The following is a 22,758-nucleotide window of genomic DNA, read 5'->3' on the forward strand; positions in this document are numbered from 1 at the left end:
GCGTCGATGAGAGAACCAGGCGAAGGCGCAGTTGAGTATGTTAAGGAGCAGATTGCCGGATTATCTCAGGAACATGCGCGAAAAGTAATACGAGAATTGCTTAGTTCACAACCAGACGATCCGCAAGTTAAGAAGTGTGCGTACTGCGGGTATTTATTTCGCGATAAAACTAGACCTAAGAACACCAAAGTGTGCGGCCCCTCATGTAAGACACCTGTCAAGACAAGTCAAAGGCGAGTCCAGAGAGCTAAAGTTGAGATTAGGCCAAAAAAGCCACCACAATACTACTACTGGCATGATTATCCTTTCTGGATTTCAGAAAAAGCAATGTTAAGTCGGACAGGTAGTTATGAAAGGGCGTTTGATTCTGACAAGCTTCAACGCATATCCTCAGATAGAGATCGTAAAAATCGATTGGGCGGAAGTAAGAAGGTAATTAGAAAGGTAGAGTACTAGTTAGCTGGCGACAAATTCCTATGTATGAGATAAGAACTCGGGCGCGCGGCGTTCTTATTTCTCGAAGGTGTCTTGTTCATACAAGATGCCTTTTTTTGTTTGTCCATATGTCTAAAAATCAGCACAGGAGGAGGTGTCACCATGCGTATGAGTCCGGAAACTTTCCGAACCATTCGGGTTATGTACGGGCTAACTCAACAGGAATACGCGGACTTACTAGGGTGTTCGGTTTCGTTGGTATCAAAGATAGAAAAAGGCCATCGGAACCTGACGTATGACATCCGGTTCAAAGTTCTCGATTCATTCCCGTTGACGAAAGATGTTCTCGCGCGCATCTCAACGTTACAAATGGAACTTAACGAAGGGGTGTCAATTTTATAAGTCTGCAAAAGCAAATACAGAGACTAGCGCGTGGGCAGTGCGCGAACTTTGCTGGTTTGGATCGTTGCCTAATCGAAATAGACGGTAAATTAACATGTCGATTCTTTCGCGGGGGCAGTATTCCCGAGGACGTTCGATGTCGGTATTTTGAAACGAGCGTACTTCCTACGGAGCCGTTGTTGGAATCGCGTTATTGGGGCGGTGGTCAGTCGGCTCAATCGGATAGTTGTTCGAAGTGCAAACGCCTATTTGTCCGCAAATCCAATCGTCAGAATTATTGTATCGCGTGTAGAAGCGATGTACGGCGGAAACAGATCCGCGAAGCCGTTAGGACAACGAGATTACACAAGAAAATGTAATACGTTAGAACGATAATTAGGCGCGTACAGCTAATTTTAGCGGGGAAATAGGCGACTTACTACTAACAAGGATGAAATACCTTGGTCTACATAAAAACGCGTCCTAATGGATTACATTGCGAATCGAGGGAGGCGGTAGAATGCACGTCGTGTTCAAGGTTCCTGACCGGAACGATCCTGTTAGAAAACATATAATCGCGAAGGTCACGCTCGATAACGGTGAAACACGAGTCTTTACCTTTGGGCGAGACATTGATTTGCGTTATACGCGGCGATATGTCATTCCTTCGCTGTTACGTAAAGGAGGTGATTTATATGCTACGAAACATCAAGCAAGAATTAAGTCCTGCGATCAAACTGTTTCTAAAAGTCGCAGGTTATAACCCTATTAAGCACTTTAAACACAAATGGTGAGGGAGGATTGACATGGAACAAACCAGTACAGAGACGCCAATGGAACAAACAGAACCAGTAACATACACCCAGGAATCTGTTGAAGCCCTGCAAGCTGATTGGACGCGGGAGCGCGGGGAGTTGGAGGCTGCATTAAGTGAAGCAAAGAAAACGATGGGAACTCAAAAAATACATTACGAATTTGTTGCGGCTGCGAAAGAGAGAGGCTTTTCTGAGCCAGCAAAGCTGCTCGATATTATAAACTTGTCAGCTATTACATTAGATGATGATGGACAAGTAAGTGGACTGTCAGAATTGTTTGACGTGCTTATGCTTACCAAAAAAAGCGCTCAACCGCGTACAATCGGAGGTCCTGTTGACCCGCAAAGTAGAACAGACCCAAAAGAGGCGCAACTGAAGGAAGCAGCAGAGCGTGCCCGAAGCGGCAACCCGAGTGACATGGCAGCATACGCAAAACTAAAAAGAGCCTTTGGAGGGAAATAATCTATGACAACAATTTTTTCTAATGACTTGGTAGGTAAAAAGGAAAGCGTGGTTGATGAGATTCTTTTATTGAACCCTTATCAAACACCAATGATTAATCTGCTTGGGTTTTCTAACCCGGTGACTTCAACTACGCATACATGGTATGAGGATGAAATGTTCGCGACTAAATCGAAGGTTTCTGCTGCGGTAGCAGATAAAACATCGACCGCTATTAAAGTGGCGGAAACTGAACCATTCCGCGACGGTTCAATTGTACAAGTAGGCGAGGAGCATCTTCTCGTTACTACCATTGATGAAGCGTCAAAAACACTGACTGTTGTGCGCGGTTATGGCGGAACGACCGCTGCCCCAATTGTGAAGGACGCTGAGATTGAGTTCTTATTCGTACGCGGAGAAGAAGGTGCCGATGCCCGTAACTCACGATACAAGGCTCGTACCAAAGTCCAGAACATGACGCAGATTTTTGATGACAGTGTAAGAGTGACGGATACAGCGGGGGCCATTGCGCAGTATGGAATCCAAAACGAATATGACTACGAGAAGTCAAAAAAACAGCTTGAGCTTGCGCTTCAATTAGAAAAGGCGCTTATCAGCGGGCTTCATTTCGATGATGGGAATCACCGACAGATGCGAGGTATTCGAAACTTCATTCAAACAAACGTTCTGGATGCACAGGGAGCAAGCGTGCATTATGACATGATCAATGGCATATCACAGAAAATTTATAATACAGGTGGGTTCTCTGGTGGCGGTCATTACGCACTTATCGTACCGTCCAAGCAAAAAGTAGTAATGAGTAGTTTTAATAGCGTCAATGTTCGGATCGTCCAATCCGAGACAAAGCGCGGTCATGTAGTAGACCACATCGTAAATGACTTCGGTACATTCCCGATTATCATGAACGATAACTTGAGGTCAGACGAGTTACTATTCATCGATGCGAACCGTGCGTTTATTCGACCGCTGACCGGACGCGAGTTCCATCACAAACACCTCGGCATAAAAGGCGACAAGACGGAAGGTATTCTTGTAGGAGAGTATACGCTTGAATTCCGACAAGAGAAAGCGCACGCTCGAATCAAGGGTTTGGCCTAATCGAATAATACATGCGCTCCGAAAGGGGCGCTTATTTCATTTTGGGGAGTTGGGTAAATGAGTAGTGTTGTTGTGATTCAAACTTATGATCGACTCTGGATCGGTGCCGATAGTGCGATATCAGGTACTGTGGACGGGAATATCTACAGACTGCACGAGTTAGGTCAGAAGCTATTTATTGTTGATGATATGGTCATCTTTTGTTCTGGAACGATGAGACTGGCTTATAAAGTTATGCAGGAATTTATGGAGCTTCCCGTGAGATCATTAGATATTCTTCAAAAGTTGGCTACTGACAGTTTACGGGATTATCTAATTCAACACCCTGATCAAAACAGTGACGACAAGTTTCATCTTGGAATCATGATAGGGAGAATCGAGGATGGACGTACCGTTGTTTATAGCATCGCGGCGGAAGATGGTTACCAATTAAAAGTGCGCGTCCTAAACGATGTGATGGACTTCGCGGTCTGGACTGGTGGTATCCGATGCAATGAAGCGAACCAAAAGGCATTTTCCACCTTTACAAGCACGTTGAATATAGTCGATACATATCAGCAAACTTTCGACCATACTTCCTATGAAGGCATTGGTGGTCATTTAACTGTCTACCAAATGGATAATGAGGGAATCAACGAAATTATGCGCACACCAATTAAAGAGAAGCTAACAATGAAAAGACTACACGTTCCGGTGGATGATATCTTTGTCGGGGGGAAGAAGATTGAGCAGCATCTAGTTATGGCGGAAACAGTGATCGGCCAGCTCGGTAGTTTCGTGACTATGGAGATCGGTAAGGATAATGACATCACAAAGATAAATACAAACGGAATCAGCGCAGGACACGCGGAGTACAACTCGGCACCCTTCCGCGTGGACATGAAAGGAAACGTCATTGCACGAAGCATAAAGTTAACCGGACAGATCGATGATTCCGTTATGAACGCGTCGGAGATTAACGCGGGGACGATTCGAGGTTCACGTATTGAGGGTGCATCTATCATAGGCGGGAGCATTACGTCAGGAACGGACATTAATGTGACGCGGGATGTCCGAGTGGGTAACAACATCATACTCGGTGGAACAAACGAGTTGGTCGCGAAGAGCGTCGACTTTACCGGTGCTGGCGCAGTGTACTCCGATTACTTATTAAAGCGGATGCATATGTATGGTCGAAATGGGATTTTATTGGACGGAGGTTCAAGAAGTGCTTATGTTGGCAGTTTCGATGAACATAATAGAATCGCGACAGCATCTGAAATAAATGCATTACAGCAGCAAATTAGTGATCTAAGAGCCATGCTTGGTAATAAAGCTGATAAAGGCCATACTCATAAGCTTACACTTCAATCCCACAACCACGGTAATCCACAGAATCAGAATGCTGGCGGTGGTACATTCGAAGTAGTTTAGTATTGAATAGGACACGGGATTGCAACTTATTCTATTTATCGCGTCTCCTTTAACTGGTATATTTTATATAAATACTAATAGAGGGAGACGTTGATATGAAGAAATTAGTTGCGATCTCGTTATGTTCGTTAGTTCTTGTCGCTGGATCGGTTGCTTATGCGACGGGCGGCTCGTTGATCGGTAAGAAAGTAGATAAAACAGTATCCGTTGTAGTAAACGGTCAGAAGGCAAAAACCGAAGCGGTTATCATAGACGGGGTTACATATGCACCAGTAAGGACGGTCGGAGAAATGACCGGTTCAACAGTAAAATACGAGGGAGGCGTCGTTAAGGTGGATAGTAAAAAAGAAATGATAATACCTGAAACAACTGGTCAACTTAACTCTCTTAATCAAAGAATTGATCAAGCAAAGCGTGAAATAGATGGAAATAATGCAACAATTGCGACCGCTAATGAAATGCTTGGTAAATACAAAGCTCACTATGAAAAAGAAAAGCTGTTCGAAAGCACGGGAATTAAGTACGAGGACAGCGAGGATTATAAGCGCGGTTTAGCAGAAATAGAAAAATCTAAAGGTGCAATTGAGAGGGTAGGCAAGGAACTCGCGGACTTAGAGCGTCAAAAATCCGAATTGACCGCGAAATAATAACATACGAATCGGAAGCTTGCGAGATCAAATCGTGGGCTTCTTTTCGTTTTTAAGAGACGAAAGGCGGATGCGTTATATGAAAACAAAGCCATTAATCGAGTGTACGCTGGACATGTCGAAGCCAGCCGCAGAGTTGAACGAATTGATTACGGTGGTTTGCAATATGCTGCCGAGTATGAAACACGAGATACTTCGCGAGTTGGATATCGAGGTAGGACGGATGTTGGCGGAGGCAGGAGAATAGAAAGAAATCAACGAGACGCAACCGCTCATTCCCGAGTGGTTGCGTCTTTATTTTTAACAGGGGTGATTGAATGGCATGGATGCACGCAGGAAGTGAACCAACGGAAAGTATATCGGAGAGCTGCGAGCGGTTACGGCAAGAGATTCGCGACTGGCGGGTAAGTGTCGGTAAGTCACCGGAGCCACCCGATAACGAGAAGTTTTTAGGAGTACCACTATCATCTGTGTTGGTATCGCGAATACAGCCGTTTAAAGCTATCGCGGTTAAGTATGCGTCGATCATTGCGCAGGGAGTTGTCGTTCCGATTAACACCGCGGAACTCGATGAGTACCGCAAATACTTCCGTTTACTGTGTCACTCGAAAGGGCTGTTCTGCGGACTGGTTGGTACGGGAGGACTCGGTGTCCTTCGTATAATGGACGACATTAACAACGCGATAGAAGAAGGAGCCGCTGATCGACTGAACCTTACGGATAGCATGCGACAGCTTCATTTCTGCATAGAGCTGCTGAATCACGACTCAGGGTTTGATTATTACGATCACCGTTCAGATGTAAGTGGGCATGAACAGAGGGCAGTAATTACGAAAGAGATAGAGCGATTAGAAGCCGATCCAGCCGCGCAGCAATCGGAGATAGACGCGGCATGGGCATATTATATAGAGATGGGGGAAGCAGATGAGTAGACATCGTAAAGCATTAGAAGCACAACTAACGCCACAACAACGTAGAGCAGCGCAACTAACCGTAGATAACGAGTGGGCGGAACTACTAACCGAGGATGGTAAGAAGCGACCGCAACAAGATATAGCGGATGATCTCGGAATTGCCCGCTCAACTCTTTACGAGTGGAAGGCGATGGAGGCATTCGTTGATTACATTAACTACCTCGCGGATAAGCAACTCGAATCAATGCGGAGTGAGGTTAACGTTGCTATCATGAAGTCCATTCGTGGAGGAGCTAACGGTATACCAAGCGTTAAGGCGCTCGAACTATACATGCGTAGATGGGGACTGTTAACTGATCGTTCAGTTGTCGAAGATAAACGCGAGGCTACCGAGTCAAGACGTAAGACTGACGAAGAGATTCGCAGTGATATCGACGCGCTTAACGACCTAGTAAACGGTGCGAAATCGTAATAATTGGTTGGACAAATTCGGACACAAACGAGCTGTCTAACGGTTAAATAACGTCAATTTATCTGCTGGTAGCTCCTGCCGGACGCGTACGTGAAATCTCGGGGGTCTATTATACGGATAGGCCCTCGATTTTGTGTATAATCGATGAATAAACGATGTATATTCGGATATCGCCGTGTATATCAATACTCGTTCAAGGTTCGTTAATTGCGAAAATCGCGCAGTGATGCGGGTTACGGGCGATAGGTGCCCGATTAGATATCTTCATAAAAGTAGACTTTTGTGTAAGAGTCTACGCGTTAATGCGGTGAAGTTTGAAGTCCCCAAGGCCACTCCTTCGGTCCCACTCAACAGCTCACCACTAAAAACGCGTAGCAAAATTAAACTCGATGGTTAAATTTCAAAATGTGAGTGTCCGACAAGATAAAACATTGCGTACGTGCTTGCGGAGGCATATGTCGATGGCAAACGTAACGGGGATTGATTTATATGTAATAGAAACTAAAGCTGATTAGTAAAATTAGATAAAACTCAGAATTAGAGGTGAGAACGTTGTGCAATGATATTATTGAGTTATTAATTCCAGGTTCCTTACCAAATGTTATTGTTAGAAATAAAATAACGAAGGAACTGGTTGTGCTTTTTTCAGTACATCATAGAGAAGATGTAATTTTATTAGGACCTATTACTAAACGTGATACTAAAGAATGGTTAGAAAAATGTTGGACAGTAAATAAAAAAGCACTGATTAATGAGTACGAAACCTTATGACTAGATATTTCCAATCAGATTGGTTTATGATACGATCTCAATAGACATAGAATTCATGGAGTGTGATTTTATGAAAATTGATTGGTTGAATATTACAAACATAGGTGGAATTCGTAATCTACAGTTGTCTTTTAATCCTGGCTTAAATCTTATTTGTGGAATGAATGGTGTAGGAAAAACCACGGTTTTAGAGTGTATTGTGAATTCTTTTTCACATAACCTTTCAGGAAATGTAAAGAGAAATTCTAAATCTGAGTATGGTGAGTGGGAGATCTCTCTTGATGGAAAAATATTAAAGCCAAATGTTAAGAAGTTCAGCCCACTTGAGAATGAACATTTACCATACAATTTTGTGATGGACTGTAAAAGCGTAATCTATATAAAGGAAAAAAGGGCCATTGATTACAAAAAGATATCAATAACAGGTGATGATATTCTAAATGAACAGTCATATTCTTATCAGCTTATTGGAGGATTAACTCAAGATTCCATAAAAACATGGTTCATGAACAGAATTTCACTAATTCACGAAGGACATTTCTCGGAAGCCGAGATTTTTAATTTAGCTATCGCTAAGGGAATATTTAATTTGTTGGATGAAGACGTAAAGTATTCTCATTTGGCTCACGACTCTCTGGATATTATGTTAGAAACATCGCGGGGGAATGTTTACCTTGAGTATCTTTCCTCTGGATTTAAATCAGCTCTATTTATCTTGTTGGGAATAATTAAACAAATAGAGTTTAATTTTAAGGAACCTAATATTAAAGTAACGGATTTTGAGGGTATCATTGTAATAGATGAAGTAGATGCTCACTTACATCCAAGATGGCAAGGAGTTTTAGTCCAAGTAATAAAAGATACCTTTAAAAGTGCTCAAATAATTGCAACGACACACAGCCCACACATGATACAAGAAGCAGAAGCAGATGAAATAATCGCGCTTACGTTGGACGAGTCTTGTAATGTAACTAAGTTAGATTTGCAAAAATCTGAATATGGGTTTAAAGGATGGACAATAGAGGAAATTTTAGAGGATATTATGGGTATGAAAGAGACAAGATCAAATAAATACCTTGAAACAAAAAAACATTTTGAAGAAGCTTTAGAGAAAGGGAATATTTTACAAGCTAGAGAAACGTATGAGGTGTTATTAAAAATGTTACATCACAGAAGCCCAATGAGGAAAATCTATGAGTTACAACTCGGGACACTTGGTGAATAATATGATAAAAATACAACGAACCCCATGTCCGATTAAACTAACTGAAGAAGTAAAATTGAATCTGACACAAGAGTATGAAACAACCGGAAAGAACGTTTGGAACAAAGAATATATTAAAGTTGCACTATTTAAAATGAGCAATGGAAAGTGCATTTTCTGTGAATGTAAGCTTAATGAAGAAAGTAAGTATATGGAGGTTGAACACTTTTATCCTAAACATGAATATCCATTAGAAGTGGTGGATTGGAATAATCTACTCCCAATTTGTAAGAGATGTAATGTAAATAAAGGTGGCCACGATACAAAAAAAGAACCGATCATTAATCCAACAATAGATGATCCAAAAAAACATTTACACATGAGTAATTATAGATACATTGGAAAAGATAGACTGGGAAAAGATACGATTGATTTATTATGTCTTAATGAATTTGACCAACTAATCGCCCCTAGAGTTCAGATAGGCAATCAGGTTTTAGTGATCATTGAAAAAATACATTCAGACTTGTTGAAGTTAGGGGAACTAGAAGAGGCGTCAGGTATGGAGATACGTAAAATTATTAATAGATTAAGAAATTTACTCAATTCCTGTCTACCAGATAAAGTTTACAGCACAACTTGCTCGTACGCTCTATTAACTGACACTCACTATAATGAGATTAAAAATATTTTGACAAGAGCGAAAAAATGGGATGATTCACTCGATGGGATTGAAATTTCAGTCTTTGAGCACTCACTAATAAATAAATTTGAGGCACATGGTGCGGTTTCTTCATTGTAACAATTTTAAATATCTGGTAAAACGCCCACTTTCGGAGACTATCCGTCGGTGGGCGCTTTTCTTGTTTTGAACATCGTTAATTCGCGGTCATAATACATTGATTCTCCGGATTCATTCCGTATTTTAACGGACCGTGACGAATACTTCTCGACGATCCCCGCATCACAAAAGCAATACACTCCTGCGCTATCCTCTTGCCATACTTCGACGATGACTTGCGCCATTGCAACAATGGGATATCCTTCAAATGATTTAGGACTACGTACTTTATTGGTCGTCGCACTAGTGTACACAGTCGGTGGGATCGACGTAGGGGACGATTGTGAGGGTTGAATAACGATGAGTTGAGGACGGAGCGTTTAACATACGATGCACACTCGTAGTCTCTCAGCGTGACTAGAATATACTAATCGCAGATAACAGAAATGCGCTCTTGCAGATATGCGCAGCCGTGTGGTATAATACTAAAGCGGTCAACGAGACGGTGCTCGTACACATATCGCGGAAGACCTTGGTACACGTGGATTTAGTAGGATGATTTATCGTCTAACGTAACATAAATTACACGGGGCCTTAGCTCAGCTGGGAGAGCGCATCGCTGGCAGCGATGAGGTCAGGGGTTCGATCCCCCTAGGCTCCACCATTACTATTTGATTTTAATATGGGTTCTTAGCTCAGTTGGTAGAGCAGTTGACTCTTAATCATCAGGTCGAGGGTTCGAGCCCCTCAGAACCCACCAGTTACGTAAACTACAACGGCGAATAGGCCGTTTTTTTGTTTTATTTGTACCTCTCTCCTCACGTGAGAATGACGGTTTTTTTATGATTTTTTACAATAAATGTCGGCTGAGCCGCCCATACCTGTCGATATTCCAATACCAAAACAAAGGCGAATGCTCACTCGGCTAGGAATGAGATATTCGCCTCTATTCGATGTTATTCATTGTATTATATAACAGGATATCTTACGTACTTAATGGCTTCTTATTCAAAGGGAAGCCATTTGCTGTTGTTTTGATCCTTGCCTAATAAGGGTGCTCCGTTAACTTAGCTCTGTACGACCGCGCCGGAAGCTGACCTCAGCTTTACCTGTATGCAGCTGCCACATGTGCCAAAATACAAATGGAACCATGAGCACAAAGTTAGCGATACCCCAGTAGGTCATAACATCTGCATTATACCAAGAGGAAGCATCCATTAGTGTTGGGAACAGGTTCACGAAGCAGGCACGTAGAAGCAAATGTGCTGCTAACGTATACACCCGAGCAGTTATGTATAGTTCTGGACGGCGTTTAATAATTGGATATAGCTCGGCCGCGAGCAGGATACACAATGAGCTTGCAAAGAACTTTGGACTTTCGGCATATACAAAGGCCGCATTCCAAGTGGTATACATAAAGTTCCAGCCGATGGTCGTATACACAATAAGATCGCCATGCTTTTGATTAGATATTTTCCAATACTTAGGTGCAAATGGGATCGTTATACATAATAATAGACCCGTCAGTGCGTTAAATGTATTTCCCATCGTAAAGTCTTTAATTGTAGCTTCCATAATATTAAGGAAAAGAACGCCGTATACAAACCATAACACCCAGTCTTTTTGCAGCGCACTCCAAAATCGACCTTCTCGTTTCTCATAGTTCGCAATACGGATAAATCCTACAAAAATAGTTGGAAGAATTACACTTAAAATTTTGGCCCAACGAAACCATCCTTCTACTCCCCCCATGAGCCATAACGGGAATGTAAGTAAAGAAGCAATCCAGAACCAATGAGCAAACTTATAATGTTTGCGCATGACTCCGACAATTACAAGAAGTAATACGATATAACCGATCATACTAATGCTGTACTGCCACACAGGGATATTCATGGTGTACCCTCCTTATGATGTTGGATGCGTGTTTGCTGTGTACCTTGCTGCGTTGCAATTAGGTATGAAATTTGTAACAATAAAAACATAACAACTGTTCGGTTTTATTGTATAAATTCATAACTTGTATTGTCTGTGCTATTTTGCACACACAAAGCCTTAATTACGGGGTACCTTTTTATATAGAGGGCTAAAAGAGCTTCTTTTGATCGGCACGATGTATAAAGGGCCAATAGAACATAGATGAAATGACTAGGTTGGGGGAGGAAACAATGATTGAAAAGAGGAAATTACGTATTTTGAATGCGACCAATCGTGTCATCTCTCAAGTTGGCATTGCAGGTACAACGATGCGAAAAATTGCTGATGAGGCGGGGCTGAGCACCGGGGCATTGTATCATCATTATAAAAGCAAAGAAGAAATTTTGTACGATGCTATGGATCGTAGTCTTTCTGTATCTACTCGTATGGCAGAGGAGACAAAGCAAGGGAAATATAGCCGTACCGAAGCAATTGAGCAAATTGAGAGGGATTTGAAAAAAAGATTTAACAAAACGGATGAAAATCGCATTCAGTTTTATCTTGCACAAGAGGCGATGCTTGGTAACGAAGATATATCGCTTAAGTTTAAGGAGAAATACCAAAGTTGGATCGGACATGTAGAGGATTTACTGCAACGTATATATGAAACAGAGCCAACTCGACATAATAAAGCTTTGGCGTCTTTGCTGATAGGGTCAATCGATGGTATCGTAATGCAGATGCTGCTAGGTGCGAACACGGTTGACATGGATGAAATAGGCGAAGTGTATCACCAGCTTCTGGTTAAAGGAATTCCGGCGTTGCTGGAGCAATGGTCCGAGTAAAATAAAAACGTTCGCACGATAAACGTGAATGTACGGTATACACAACAGAGCGCTGCGGCTTGGGTGAGATATCCGTAAATCCCACCAACGGAAGTTGCTTCGACTGGCGATAAAGATGTCGGCATTCTTATCATTCAACTGCTGCTTGGTTTTTGCGGATGCTAATGGTTGGGGACTTGAATTTCAAGGCAGCTGCAAAACATCGTACATGGCTGATACAAAGTGCATTTGTACGGTAAAAGTTATAACCATTACTTTTATCCCGATTGCATGCAACGTGTATCTTTAATTTTCCACTGTTATCGATTTACATGTCTTATGAAGCTTTTAAGTGTCATTCAGTACTGGATAAGGGCGCAAGAATTAGGACGAGTGTAGACAGTTTTGACTCTCTGTGTGTGCAGAGGGTTTTTATTTTTTCCAGAAAGGGGAGATAATTTAAGGGATAAAGGTCCAGTTGGAGCATGGGCATCTTCCTACTTTGTCAGTAAAAAAATTTAGAAGGGCATTCGGTGGCTGTTTGATGCTTGCTCATCTGCCTTTCATATCGTTCCGCGTGCACGATAACATTCCGTAAGGATAGCGGATGGCGTATAATTAGAACTGATAGGACATGCGAGAAACTTATCTGGTAAATTTCGGTTCTCTTTTTACTGAGCCGCCATTTACGTTCGAATATAAACTTAAATCAAAGAGGTGATCGCAATGATCATTATGATCATCAAATTAACACTTGCTTTGTTGTTTGGTCTGCTTATTGGACTTGATCGGCAAATGAAACAGAAGCAGTTGGGAATGCGCCCGAGTATGGTCATTTGTATTGCCAGTTGTTTGTTAACAATCGTATCCATTGAAGCATTCAGTAAATTTGGCGGTGAAAATCATCCGAATATGGATCCGATGCGTCTTGCTGCTCAAATCGTAAGCGGTGTTGGCTTTATTGGAGCCGGTGTTATTTTAAGAAGAAGCAATGAGGTTATTTCCGGGCTGACATCCGCAGCACTTATCTGGTCGGCTTCGGCATTAGGTATCGCCATTGGGGCCGGATTCTATAAGGAAGCGATCTGTGGAATAGTTCTGTTGATTGCAGCTGTCAATCTGATTCCTGGTCTAATGAAACTACTCGGGTGGGAAAGGTTGAATCGATACGATGTGTCGCTTAAGGTAGTTGTGGAATCGAACTCTCGCATGACCGAGCTAATCAGACATATTCAACGAAATCCCGCACCCGCACCTGCATCTGAGGACAGAAAGTCGACCGAGAAGGCCGAGTTTAAAATTAGACATTTTAAAATTAAGGATCTCGACAGCAACCGGCAGCGTATGGATCTGCTGTTGTCTGTGCCCAATCATTATTATTTGTCGGAGATTTACTATTACATTAAGGAATTTGATCATGTCCTTAGTGTAGAAGCGGAGCAGCTTTAAAGCATTTCACCGAACTATGCGAATTTGCAGGCATTCATTCCTCTTGGTTTCACCCATACATATGAGCTGAGCCACGCCCTTATTGGCGTGGTGCTGCTGTATAGTAGAGAGTTACTAAAGCGAGCCGATAGCTTCCGCGACACGGAATAATTCTGCATGCGACTAATATGCCGTATAGATTGCTTAACGGTATTTAGCAGCTGCATAGTGCAACAACTGCAAAGTGCAACGGTTGCTGTTGTTGCAACGTTTGTCAGAAATAGGCGGACCGACGTTCCGCTATTTCTTGTTATACGCTCCTGCCCGCTTGTAGGCGGACAGGAGATGCGTTATCTTCCATCAAAGCAGCACGCGCTAGCTGCAAATTAGTGAATAGCGGACTCCATGTCCGCTAGTTACGCCACAACGGGCTGTAAAGCGTAAATAACGGACTCTATGTCCGCGAATATTGGCCAAATCATCGCATTGGCAGCCAACCATCTGTTTGCGCACAAACTAAACTAATGCGTACGAGGCAGTATGTACTATTTTTTACACACTACATCAAGTCACGATCTCAGCTGGTAGCTTCGAGCTCGCTGTTGTCCGCTTGCAATGTCTAATATTTGCAATTGAACAAGTCTCCGGAGTATCCGTCTAGTGTGACGGTCGCTTACTCTGAGATGATTAGCCAGCTCCACTGGTGTTATGGGCCGTAACAAACGGCGTGCAAATCGGACTGTTTCAGCTTCGATCCAGGATAAGGAGGACTGTACATCAAACGTAATAAACTTCCCGATAAAGGAGAGTACGAGTTGTTGACACTGTTTGGGCTCATCCATGATAGAAAGATAGGCAATCGGCAAAAATGTCCACCCATCTAGCGCCAACAAACAATGCCGTCGGCATAAATCTTTAAATCGCCGTACATCCAGATCGCGGGCATGTGGCCCATATCCTTGAATTTCAATCCCTCCTTTTGCGCCAGCGGGCATATAGGCTAGATCCAGATAACGATAGCCATTATTGAAATCACGAACCTCCCACTCTGGATACAGATGATTCATATTGCCCACTACAGGGAACCATACCAATCGCAGAAACTCTACTGTCCCATGACCAAGGCCTTTGCTAAGCAACTCTTTTCTTCTAACGTTGTTTTCCTGATCCAGATGTTCCTGTAACCACGCTTTGTAATGCTGTTCAAATCTTGACATTGTATCCAACCACCTTTCTCCTAAAAAAGTTACTCAAATGACTAGTCCAGCCTCAGTCAAACAGCAAAAATAGAGCCGCGCCGAGGTCACTGTCCCGTCGAACAGCAACAGCAGAGCCGCGCCGAGGTCACTGTCCCGTCGAACAGCAACAGCGGAGCCGCGCCGAGGTCACTGCGCCGTCGAACAGCAACAGCGGAGCCGCGCCAAGTCAATTGCCCCGTCAAACAACAAAAGCCACCTCCGTACAGTTGCCCCTGACAACCTAATGTCAGCATGGCTATTGTACAGAAGTGGCGTGTTCTTCACGACCTCTATATGGTCATTATATCGAGTATGCTGTAGCTGAACAATATAAGACTTCCTAATAAGAAAAGGACAGATTGTTCCCGAAAAGGGATGTCCCGAGGAGCGGGTCTCTAAATGAAAATAAGTATAGCTGAATGTTTCAACGTTAGTGCAGTAGTTTCTTCCTAAAAAGGACTGATTGTCTCCCAGTTTGTTAGTTGTACTTTTTGACTACATTTGAGAAGACAAAAGGCTAGCGATTCAGTGGTCAAGTTATGAAAAACAGCTTTATAATTAAAAGTTATGAATGGTTCAAAAAGTCTTATAGGCCAATATCGATAAATAGCATTGAACCTTTGAAGAGACTGCGATAGTATAAGTGAAGATAAAACAAAGTAATATGGTCGGATTTAAAGAGATTGATGTGGGGTGGATATGGTGCATCTTCAAGTGACAAATAGTCCGTTTACAAATGAGCAAGCAGAGCTACTCAATAAGCTGCTTCCAACTTTATCGGAGGCCCAGTTACATTGGCTTGGGGGATATTTAGCTTTTTATCGTGTGAATCAAATGAGCAATACGACTGCGTTGCCGACGACAAATGAAGTACAGGTGCAGCCTGCGGCGGCAGTTGTTCCCCAAGGTCCGCGTGAAGCTACGATTCTGTTTGGCTCCCAAACTGGTAACTCACAGCGTCTAGCAGGAAGACTGGCGAACGTGCTGAAAGAGCAAGGATTCGAGATTACATTGTCTGCTATGAATCAGTACAAAACAAACAATCTGAAAAAAGCAGGTTACCTGTTTGTAATCGTCAGCACACATGGTGAGGGAGATCCGCCAGATAATGCATTAACTTTTTACGAATTTTTGCATAGCAAGCGTGCCCCTAAGCTAGATGACACGAAATTTTCCGTCCTTGCGCTTGGGGATACCTCGTATGAGTTTTTCTGCAAGACAGGACAGGACTTTGACAGCAAGCTTGCGGAGCTTGGTGCATCACGCATCGTAGACCGTGTAGATTGTGACGTAGATTTTGAGGATGCTGCTTCAGGCTGGTTAGGAGCCATAAGTGATGCAGTAACCGTCGCCACTGTATCAGCGATAGGAGGCACGGCAGCTACAGCTAGCGCAGCAACATTAGGAACCACCGTAAGCGCAGGAACCGCAGGAGCCACAGCATTCGCGTCATCGACTGCCCCATCGGGTGTGACGTCACAAGCTGCATTTGCTGCCGGTGATTCCGCATTTTCACGAACGAATCCTTTTAAAGCGGAAGTGCTCGATAATGTGAACTTAAACGGTAGAGGCTCAGACCGCGAAACACGTCATCTGGAGCTGTCGCTAGAAGGTTCAGGTTTAACGTATGCGCCTGGTGATGCGGTTGGTGTATACGCGCAAAATGACCCGATTTTAGTAGATGAAGTCATCTCCATTATGAAATGGAATCCCGAAGAGAAGGTCATTACAGGTAAAAATGGCGAAGTTTCTACATTGTACGATGCACTTCTTTATCATTATGAAATTACCGTGTTAACGAAGCCACTGCTAGAAAAAGCAGCTGCCTACTCTAGCAACGAGAAACTGGCTGAACTCGTGACACCGGCTCATAAAGAGGAACTGAAGGCGTATATGAACGGCCGCGATCTGCTTGATCTGCTGCGGGATTACGCACCGTGGACGCTGGCTCCAACTGATGTTGGGACGTTGCTTCGCAAGCTGCCGCCGCGCTTATACTCTATTGCGAGCAGCCTTGACGCCCATCCAGAGGAAGTTCATCTGACGATTCGCAAAGTGGAGTACGAAGCACATGGGCGCAACCGCAAAGGAGTTTGCTCAGGCCATATTGCCGAGCACCTTAAACCAGGTGATCATCTTCCTATTTTTATTCAGCATAATCCAAACTTCAAGCTGCCGATTCATCTGGATACGCCAATTATTATGGTGGGCCCGGGCACGGGTGTGGCGCCGTTCCGGTCTTTTTTGGAGGAGCGAGAGGAGCTTGGTGCAGCAGGGAAAACGTGGCTTTTCTATGGGGATAGACACTTTGTGACAGACTTCCTGTATCAGACCGAATGGCAGCGTATGCTGAAGGAAGGTATATTAACGAAGCTGGATGTAGCATTCTCACGGGATACGGAAGAAAAGGTATATGTACAGCAGCGGATGCTGGAAAATGGTAAAGAGATGTACGCGTGGCTGCAAGACGGCGCATATGTGTATGTTTGCGGAGATGAAAAGCATATGGCACATGACGTACAGGCCGCTTTGCTTGCCATTATCGAGCAGCATGGAGGCAAATCCAAAGAAGCGGCGCAACAGTATTTGTCCGAGCTGCAAGAACAAGGGCGTTATCAGCGTGACGTATATTAAGAACCCACGACCTGCGAGAACTAACGTACCTGCATATAGGATAAGCATCCCTTTTATAGATATGTACAGATGAACTGACCATGGGGGTAAAGGAGCTAACGGCAATGGCAAACAAATATAAGGTAGAGCCAATCGGCGGACCACCAAGTGACGTAGAGGAACTAAAAAAGGAGAGCAACTATTTACGAGGCTCGTTGACTGAATCACTCTCCAATCGGATCACTGGCGGCTTGCCGGAGTTGGACAATCGACTGCTTAAATTCCACGGCAGTTATATGCAGGATGATCGCGACTACCGCAACGAGCGGCAGAAGCAGAAGCTAGAGCCGTATTTTCAGTTTATGCTTCGTGTAGTTACACCAGGAGGTGTATCTACACCGGCACAATGGCTCGTTATGGATGAATTGGCTGATAAATACGGCACGGGCAGTATCCGTTTGACAACACGGCAAGCATTTCAGCTGCATGGTGTATTAAAATGGAATTTGAAAAAAACGATCCAAGAAATCAATGAAGCGCTGCTCACTACGCTTGCTGCTTGTGGTGACGTCAGCCGTAACGTCATGTGCAATCCGAACCCTTACCAATCGGACATTCACAGCGAGATTTATTACTGGGCGCAGCAGTTAACTTCCCATTTGGCTCCTAAAACACCTGCTTACCATGAAATTTGGCTGGACGAGGAGAAGATTGTAGATAGCCTGGAAACTAACGATGAAGCCGTTGAGGTAGAACCGATTTACGGGCCTGTCTACTTGCCGCGAAAGTTTAAGATCGGTATTGCGGTGCCTCCCTCCAATGACGTCGACATTTATTCACAGGATCTAGGGTTTATCGCCATTGTGGAAGACGGTAAGCTGGTTGGCTTTAACGTTAGTGTTGGCGGTGGCATGGGCATGACACATGGTGATACGGCTACGTATCCGCAGCTTGCCCGCGTTATTGGCTTTGTCACGGCTGATCGCATTTTGGAGCTGGCAGAGAAGGTCGTTACGATCCAACGTGATTATGGTAATCGCTCTGTGCGGAAAAATGCACGCTTCAAATATACGATTGATCGGCACGGTCTGGACTGGTTTGTGAGCGAATTGCATGATCGATTAGGCTGGGAGCTGGCACCTGCCCGCACGTTTAAGTTTGATCATACAGGGGACCGCTACGGCTGGATTAAAGGCAAAGACAATCGATGGAACTTGACGCTGTACATTCAAAGCGGCCGTATCGTAGATACTGAAGGTTACAAGCTTAGAACGGCGTTGCGTGAAATTGCCAAAATACACACCGGCGATTTCCGGCTGACAGCGAATCAGAACTTGGTTATTGCGAACGTAACTAGTCAGAAAAAGACAGCAATTGTGGCTTTATTGAAGGAGTATAGTATTACAGAGGGCGCTCAATATTCAGCGCTGCGTCGAAGCTCGTTATCCTGTGTAGCACTGCCGACTTGCGGTTTGGCAATGGCAGAGGCAGAGCGTTATTTACCATCGCTAATCGATAAGCTAGAGCCGATCCTTGAGCAAGCAGGTTTGCGTGATGAAGAGATTAACATTCGTATGACAGGCTGTCCGAATGGCTGCGCGCGCCCTGCTTTAGGAGAGATTGCCTTTATCGGCAAATCGCCTGGCAAGTATAACATGTATATGGGAGCAGGCTTCTCCGGTGATCGTATGAGCAAGTTATATCGGGAAAATATCGGAGAAGATGAAATCGTTGATACGTTAAAACCGATCATTAATCATTATGCGGCTGAGCGCAGCCAAGGCGAGCACTTTGGCGACTTTGTCATCCGTGCCGGCTATGTAAAACCGGTAACGGACGGCACAAATTTTCACGATGCTTAATTCAGCTTTACCCGAAATGGCGGTGCAGGAGTTGTTCCTGTGCCGCCATTTTGCGGTGTTTGTAGAGTTCACAGCTTCAACACTTAACTTTAATTGCCTGTGAGAATGATTATCAACTATAATGAGGAGACATGTTAAATGACATAAGTAGAGTAGGACTAGGTGATGATTTTGATCGGGGTGAACATAAAGGTATGCAATTAAATGATCACATCGTGCTTTGGAATCATGTGTTTATAAAAGTAATGGATGTACGTCACGAGACTTTGTCTAGAGATAAAGAATTACGAAATTATCGGCTGCCGACCAGTGCATTTTTGTATTCCATACGTGGAAATGCCCAGATTTGGCTGGACCAGCTCGTGCACAACGTATCACGATTTCATGTGCTGCACGGTGGAAAGGGGATGTGCTTAAACATCGTCGTGGAGGATGAGCTCGAATATTATATCGTTCTGTATAAGGCAATTCTTGCTTTGCCCACCACAAGGGACATTCAACAACTGCTGGAGAGTGAAAATCCATTTCAAAGCCAATATGCTTTTGCACCACATCAACCATTATCCTTATATGATAAAGTAGAGCTGTTAGAGCAACAATGGCGTCAGTCAACGGGATTGGGGAACATTCATGTTAAAGCTTTGCTCTATCAGTTTGTGTACGAGTTATTAGCACAGCTTCATTCTCAAGGGATTCAGCCCCTTAAGCCGGACTTAATGGCGCAAGCAGCTGCTTACATGCGCGAGCACTACAGTCAGCCCCTTACATTGGAGTCCATTGCAGAACAATTGGGATGCAGTGCAGGCCACCTGTCCCGAACGTTTAAGAAACATATGCATACGAGCCCGATCCATTTTCTCGGTCAAGTTCGCGCCGAAAGAACGATGCAACTGCTAATGCAAACAGATGCGACATTGCAGGAAATTGCGGAGTGGGTAGGTTATCCGGATGCGCATTCATTAAGCCGCAGTTTCAAAAAGTACATCGGATTATCTCCCGTTCGTTATAAAAAAGAACGTTTGAAACAGCCTTGGAATCAAGATTTGCCCATGACCCTGCTAACATCTGCCGTTCAACAGAAGCCGTCTCGACTTTATAATGATATTGATTATCAATATCATTATAGTACGAGAGGAGATATACACATGCAAGGCAGAATTAGAGTAACGGCAATGACGGTGATGCTCTGCTTATCGTTGCTGCTGACAGCATGTTCAGCACAAGTCAATCCAACAGGAGGCACGCAAGCGGAAGCGAACCAAACGACGGCTCCTGCTGCTAGTGAGAAGTCAAATGGTGATGGACAAGCTGGCGTGCAAGCCAAAACAAGAACGATTTCGACGCTAAAAGGGGATGTGGAAATACCAGCAGAACCAAAGCGGGTAGTTTCGGATCAGTATATGGGTCATTTGTTAAAGCTGGGTGTTATTCCTGTCGGCGTTAGAAGCTTTATGCTTAGTGAGGCATGGATAGAGAAAGCGGGCATTTCCAAAGATATCATTGCAGGAATTGAGGATCTGGGCGGTTTTCCCATGAATTTAGAAAAATTAACGTATTTGGAGCCTGACTTAATTATAGGTTCGATAGAAAAAAATATTGAGGATTACCAGAAGATTGGGAAGACGGTGTTCCTTCCTTATTGGGAAGGTCTTTCTACGGCTGGACCGTTAGAGAAATTCCGCCGAATCAGTGAAATTTTCGGAAAAGAACAACAAGCTGAGCAGTGGATAATGGAATACAAGCAAAATGTAGAAACAGCCAAAAAGAAAATTGCGGGGATTATAAAGGAAGGTGAAACGGTTTCTATCGTACAAGTAGCTAACAAAAATTTGTACGTATTAGCGGCGGAGGGCGGCAACTATGGTAGTTCAACCATCTATGAGATGCTGGGGCTCCCCCCTACGAAAAAAGCGTTAGAAATGAAAGAAGGTTTTGAGAGCATATCACTGGAAGTGCTGCCAGAGTATACAGGCGATCATATATTTGTATATGGTTCCCATGATGAGGGGGCGAACGAGGTGTTAAATAGCGGTATATGGAAGGGGATTCCTGCCGTGAAGAAGGGCAACATCTATATGTACGGTTCATTTGACGATAAAGGCGATGAATTTGTAATGGAAGATCCTTATTCGCTTGAGCTTCAGTTGGATTCGATTGTAAACTTATTGTTAGCTAAAAAGAAATAACGACAAGTCATTCAAAACACGTCCCGTTTGAGGCGTGTTTTTGTCATATAAGTAAACACCTTGTGCAACCGGAGTTTCAGCATGTAGACGTCTTGGTTTATGGGAACCGCAAAGGATAAAATCAAGTGATTTTGGACAAAAGAGTGCAGACGGATGAGCAACCCTACATATTTGTGCACAGGATGTCGGACGATACATCACATCTTTTGATATCCTTATTTTTGAAAGGAGGTCATAACTTGAATTTGTTAGCACAGATGAACGGAGCGCTGCATTATATTGAAGCAAATTTAACTAGTACAATTGACATGAAAGAAGTGGCCAAACATGCCCAGTGCTCGGAATACCATTTTACGCGTATGTTTTCCTACTTGGCCGGAATTACACTATCCGAGTACATTCGACGGAGGCGGCTGACGTTGGCAGCATTAGAATTATACAACAGCAAGATTAGAGTTGTTGATATCGCTATTAAGTATGGTTATGGCTCAGCAGATTCTTTTGCGCGGGCGTTTTATGGCATTCATGGGATAACCCCATCAGAGGCTAGACAAAGCGGCCATTCGCTAAAGGCATATCCGCGGATGACGTTCCAATTATCGATTAGGGGAGGACATGAAATGGATTATCGTATTGAAGAGAAAGAGGCTTTTCGTATTGTTGGCCTCATGAAAAGAGTGCCGTTAATTTACGAGGGGGTGAACCCAGACATTGCAGCTATGTGGGGCAGCTTAAAAGAGCAGCAAATTGAACAATTAAAACAGCTATCTAATCAAATACCGACAGGGCTGATCAGCGCGTCCGTTAACTTTGAGGAAGGTCGGTTGGAGCACGGAGAACTGGATCATTATATCGGCGTTGCAACAACGAAGGAGTGTCCTGCGGGTTATGCTGCGCTAGAGGTTTCTGCGAGTACATGGGCTGTATTTACAGCAGTTGGGCCTTTCCCTCAGCGACTGCAAGAGGTTTGGGGGCGTATTTATTCCGAATGGTTCCCTTCATCTCATTATGAGATAGCAGTTGGCCCAGAGATGTTATGGAACGAGCATAAGGATGTTGCATCACCTGCTTTTAAAAGTGAGATTTGGATTCCAGTTGTGAAAAAGAAAAGTCTGACAAGTCACATGGAGCCATTAACGTAAATTTGGTACGGAATATCCTAAGGTATTCTCATGAAGGCCGCCTATACTAACGAAAGCACCTATGTGCATGTACTTAGTAAGGGCGGCCTGCGTACAATTTTTCACGTCAAACGTTTGTAGGATACGATGAACATATGATTTGACCATTACATTCA

At 43.7% G+C, this 22,758-nt stretch carries 22 protein-coding genes and 2 tRNA genes; 21 read left to right on the plus strand and 3 right to left on the minus strand.

Annotated elements, in window-relative coordinates; genetic code table 11:
- Nucleotides 1-6: 6 nt before the first annotated feature.
- The 13 genes from H509_RS0117565 to H509_RS0117625 all read left to right on the plus strand — a co-directional run bounded on the left by H509_RS0117565 (nucleotide 7) and on the right by H509_RS0117625 (nucleotide 9,414).
- A complete protein-coding gene (locus H509_RS0117565; RefSeq protein ID WP_028546239.1) occupies nucleotides 7-456 on the plus strand; it encodes a hypothetical protein in 450 nt (149 codons plus the stop codon).
- A gap of 141 nt (nucleotides 457-597) precedes the next feature.
- Nucleotides 598-837, plus strand: coding sequence for a helix-turn-helix domain-containing protein (locus tag H509_RS0117570; RefSeq protein WP_051287307.1), 240 nt, complete (start codon nucleotides 598-600; stop codon nucleotides 835-837).
- A gap of 147 nt (nucleotides 838-984) precedes the next feature.
- On the plus strand, nucleotides 985-1,212 hold the full coding sequence (locus H509_RS28455) for a hypothetical protein (RefSeq protein ID WP_245596132.1): 228 nt from the start codon (nucleotides 985-987) through the stop codon (nucleotides 1,210-1,212).
- Nucleotides 1,213-1,622: 410 nt separating this feature from the next.
- On the plus strand, nucleotides 1,623-2,093 hold the full coding sequence (locus H509_RS0117580; protein WP_028546241.1) for a hypothetical protein: 471 nt from the start codon (nucleotides 1,623-1,625) through the stop codon (nucleotides 2,091-2,093).
- A gap of 3 nt (nucleotides 2,094-2,096) precedes the next feature.
- Complete coding sequence (locus H509_RS0117585) at nucleotides 2,097-3,191, plus strand: SU10 major capsid protein (protein WP_028546242.1); 1,095 nt, start codon at nucleotides 2,097-2,099, stop codon at nucleotides 3,189-3,191.
- A 57-nt stretch (nucleotides 3,192-3,248) separates the two neighbouring features.
- Nucleotides 3,249-4,604, plus strand: a complete 1,356-nt coding sequence (locus H509_RS0117590) for a hypothetical protein (protein WP_028546243.1) — start codon at nucleotides 3,249-3,251, stop codon at nucleotides 4,602-4,604.
- A 95-nt stretch (nucleotides 4,605-4,699) separates the two neighbouring features.
- A complete protein-coding gene (locus tag H509_RS0117595; protein WP_028546244.1) occupies nucleotides 4,700-5,251 on the plus strand; it encodes a stalk domain-containing protein in 552 nt (183 codons plus the stop codon).
- Between the two features lie 79 nt (nucleotides 5,252-5,330).
- Complete coding sequence (locus H509_RS27760; RefSeq protein ID WP_169450941.1) at nucleotides 5,331-5,498, plus strand: hypothetical protein; 168 nt, start codon at nucleotides 5,331-5,333, stop codon at nucleotides 5,496-5,498.
- Between the two features lie 70 nt (nucleotides 5,499-5,568).
- The gene (locus H509_RS0117605) at nucleotides 5,569-6,183 is read left to right on the plus strand and encodes a hypothetical protein (protein ID WP_028546245.1); all 615 of its coding nucleotides are present in this window, start codon (nucleotides 5,569-5,571) and stop codon (nucleotides 6,181-6,183) included.
- Nucleotides 6,176-6,637: a phBC6A51 family helix-turn-helix protein gene (locus H509_RS0117610; RefSeq protein WP_028546246.1), complete on the plus strand. Its 462-nt coding sequence runs from the start codon at nucleotides 6,176-6,178 to the stop codon at nucleotides 6,635-6,637. Before H509_RS0117605 ends, H509_RS0117610 begins: the two co-directional genes overlap by 8 nt.
- Nucleotides 6,638-7,189: 552 nt before the next feature.
- Nucleotides 7,190-7,408, plus strand: a complete 219-nt coding sequence (locus H509_RS0117615; protein WP_028546247.1) for a hypothetical protein — start codon at nucleotides 7,190-7,192, stop codon at nucleotides 7,406-7,408.
- Nucleotides 7,409-7,478: 70 nt separating this feature from the next.
- The gene (locus H509_RS0117620) at nucleotides 7,479-8,633 is read left to right on the plus strand and encodes an AAA family ATPase (RefSeq protein WP_028546248.1); all 1,155 of its coding nucleotides are present in this window, start codon (nucleotides 7,479-7,481) and stop codon (nucleotides 8,631-8,633) included.
- Complete coding sequence (locus tag H509_RS0117625; protein ID WP_157277785.1) at nucleotides 8,602-9,414, plus strand: HNH endonuclease family protein; 813 nt, start codon at nucleotides 8,602-8,604, stop codon at nucleotides 9,412-9,414. Before H509_RS0117620 ends, H509_RS0117625 begins: the two co-directional genes overlap by 32 nt.
- 38 nt (nucleotides 9,415-9,452) lie before the next feature.
- On the opposite strand, the gene H509_RS28030 is transcribed toward H509_RS0117625, so the two are convergent.
- Complete coding sequence (locus tag H509_RS28030; protein ID WP_245596134.1) at nucleotides 9,453-9,707, minus strand: hypothetical protein; 255 nt, start codon at nucleotides 9,705-9,707, stop codon at nucleotides 9,453-9,455.
- Between the two features lie 274 nt (nucleotides 9,708-9,981).
- Here H509_RS28030 and H509_RS0117630 point away from each other — a divergent pair.
- Together H509_RS0117630 and H509_RS0117635 are read left to right on the plus strand one after the other, a co-directional pair.
- Nucleotides 9,982-10,057, plus strand: a tRNA-Ala gene (locus tag H509_RS0117630).
- Between the two features lie 20 nt (nucleotides 10,058-10,077).
- A tRNA-Lys gene (locus H509_RS0117635) sits at nucleotides 10,078-10,153 on the plus strand.
- Between the two features lie 302 nt (nucleotides 10,154-10,455).
- On the opposite strand, the gene H509_RS0117640 is transcribed toward H509_RS0117635, so the two are convergent.
- Complete coding sequence (locus H509_RS0117640) at nucleotides 10,456-11,289, minus strand: hypothetical protein (RefSeq protein WP_036697695.1); 834 nt, start codon at nucleotides 11,287-11,289, stop codon at nucleotides 10,456-10,458.
- Nucleotides 11,290-11,561: 272 nt separating this feature from the next.
- Between H509_RS0117640 and H509_RS0117645 the strand changes: the two genes are divergently transcribed.
- Nucleotides 11,562-12,155: a TetR/AcrR family transcriptional regulator gene (locus H509_RS0117645; RefSeq protein WP_028546251.1), complete on the plus strand. Its 594-nt coding sequence runs from the start codon at nucleotides 11,562-11,564 to the stop codon at nucleotides 12,153-12,155.
- A 705-nt stretch (nucleotides 12,156-12,860) separates the two neighbouring features.
- The gene (locus H509_RS0117650) at nucleotides 12,861-13,583 is read left to right on the plus strand and encodes an MgtC/SapB family protein (RefSeq protein WP_028546252.1); all 723 of its coding nucleotides are present in this window, start codon (nucleotides 12,861-12,863) and stop codon (nucleotides 13,581-13,583) included.
- A gap of 548 nt (nucleotides 13,584-14,131) precedes the next feature.
- Here H509_RS0117650 and H509_RS0117655 read toward each other — a convergent pair.
- Nucleotides 14,132-14,779, minus strand: a complete 648-nt coding sequence (locus tag H509_RS0117655) for a hypothetical protein (protein WP_028546253.1) — start codon at nucleotides 14,777-14,779, stop codon at nucleotides 14,132-14,134.
- A 723-nt stretch (nucleotides 14,780-15,502) separates the two neighbouring features.
- Between H509_RS0117655 and H509_RS0117660 the strand changes: the two genes are divergently transcribed.
- The 4 genes from H509_RS0117660 (at nucleotide 15,503) to H509_RS0117675 (ending at nucleotide 22,603) form a co-directional block, all read left to right on the plus strand.
- Entirely contained in the window at nucleotides 15,503-17,434 is a 1,932-nt protein-coding gene (locus H509_RS0117660; protein WP_028546254.1) for an assimilatory sulfite reductase (NADPH) flavoprotein subunit, read from the plus strand.
- 104 nt (nucleotides 17,435-17,538) lie between these two features.
- Nucleotides 17,539-19,275, plus strand: coding sequence for an assimilatory sulfite reductase (NADPH) hemoprotein subunit (gene cysI, locus H509_RS0117665; RefSeq protein WP_028546255.1), 1,737 nt, complete (start codon nucleotides 17,539-17,541; stop codon nucleotides 19,273-19,275).
- A gap of 131 nt (nucleotides 19,276-19,406) precedes the next feature.
- Nucleotides 19,407-21,461: an ABC transporter substrate-binding protein gene (locus H509_RS0117670; RefSeq protein ID WP_342663661.1), complete on the plus strand. Its 2,055-nt coding sequence runs from the start codon at nucleotides 19,407-19,409 to the stop codon at nucleotides 21,459-21,461.
- Between the two features lie 239 nt (nucleotides 21,462-21,700).
- The gene (locus tag H509_RS0117675; protein ID WP_028546257.1) at nucleotides 21,701-22,603 is read left to right on the plus strand and encodes an AraC family transcriptional regulator; all 903 of its coding nucleotides are present in this window, start codon (nucleotides 21,701-21,703) and stop codon (nucleotides 22,601-22,603) included.
- The last annotated feature ends 155 nt before the right edge of the window (nucleotides 22,604-22,758 follow it).

The sequence above is a fragment of the Paenibacillus taiwanensis DSM 18679 genome (assembly GCF_000425125.1).
Lineage (GTDB): Bacteria > Bacillota > Bacilli > Paenibacillales > Paenibacillaceae > Paenibacillus_B > Paenibacillus_B taiwanensis.

Bases quoted from the DNA above. Each gene is read 5' to 3' on its own strand.
- H509_RS0117570 (WP_051287307.1), top strand. From the start codon at position 598: ATGCGTATGAGTCCGGAAACTTTCCGAACCATTCGGGTTATGTACGGG.
- H509_RS0117620 (WP_028546248.1), top strand. From the start codon at position 7,479: ATGAAAATTGATTGGTTGAATATTACAAACATAGGTGGAATTCGTAAT.
- cysI (WP_028546255.1), top strand. From the start codon at position 17,539: ATGGCAAACAAATATAAGGTAGAGCCAATCGGCGGACCACCAAGTGAC.
- H509_RS0117610 (WP_028546246.1), top strand. From the start codon at position 6,176: ATGAGTAGACATCGTAAAGCATTAGAAGCACAACTAACGCCACAACAA.
- H509_RS0117640 (WP_036697695.1), bottom strand. From the start codon at position 11,289: ATGAATATCCCTGTGTGGCAGTACAGCATTAGTATGATCGGTTATATC.
- H509_RS0117590 (WP_028546243.1), top strand. From the start codon at position 3,249: ATGAGTAGTGTTGTTGTGATTCAAACTTATGATCGACTCTGGATCGGT.
- H509_RS0117625 (WP_157277785.1), top strand. From the start codon at position 8,602: ATGAGTTACAACTCGGGACACTTGGTGAATAATATGATAAAAATACAA.
- H509_RS0117580 (WP_028546241.1), top strand. From the start codon at position 1,623: ATGGAACAAACCAGTACAGAGACGCCAATGGAACAAACAGAACCAGTA.
- H509_RS0117645 (WP_028546251.1), top strand. From the start codon at position 11,562: ATGATTGAAAAGAGGAAATTACGTATTTTGAATGCGACCAATCGTGTC.
- H509_RS0117670 (WP_342663661.1), top strand. From the start codon at position 19,407: ATGTTAAATGACATAAGTAGAGTAGGACTAGGTGATGATTTTGATCGG.
- H509_RS0117655 (WP_028546253.1), bottom strand. From the start codon at position 14,779: ATGTCAAGATTTGAACAGCATTACAAAGCGTGGTTACAGGAACATCTG.
- H509_RS0117595 (WP_028546244.1), top strand. From the start codon at position 4,700: ATGAAGAAATTAGTTGCGATCTCGTTATGTTCGTTAGTTCTTGTCGCT.
- H509_RS0117605 (WP_028546245.1), top strand. From the start codon at position 5,569: ATGGCATGGATGCACGCAGGAAGTGAACCAACGGAAAGTATATCGGAG.
- H509_RS0117565 (WP_028546239.1), top strand. From the start codon at position 7: ATGAGAGAACCAGGCGAAGGCGCAGTTGAGTATGTTAAGGAGCAGATT.
- H509_RS0117585 (WP_028546242.1), top strand. From the start codon at position 2,097: ATGACAACAATTTTTTCTAATGACTTGGTAGGTAAAAAGGAAAGCGTG.
- H509_RS27760 (WP_169450941.1), top strand. From the start codon at position 5,331: ATGAAAACAAAGCCATTAATCGAGTGTACGCTGGACATGTCGAAGCCA.
- H509_RS0117650 (WP_028546252.1), top strand. From the start codon at position 12,861: ATGATCATTATGATCATCAAATTAACACTTGCTTTGTTGTTTGGTCTG.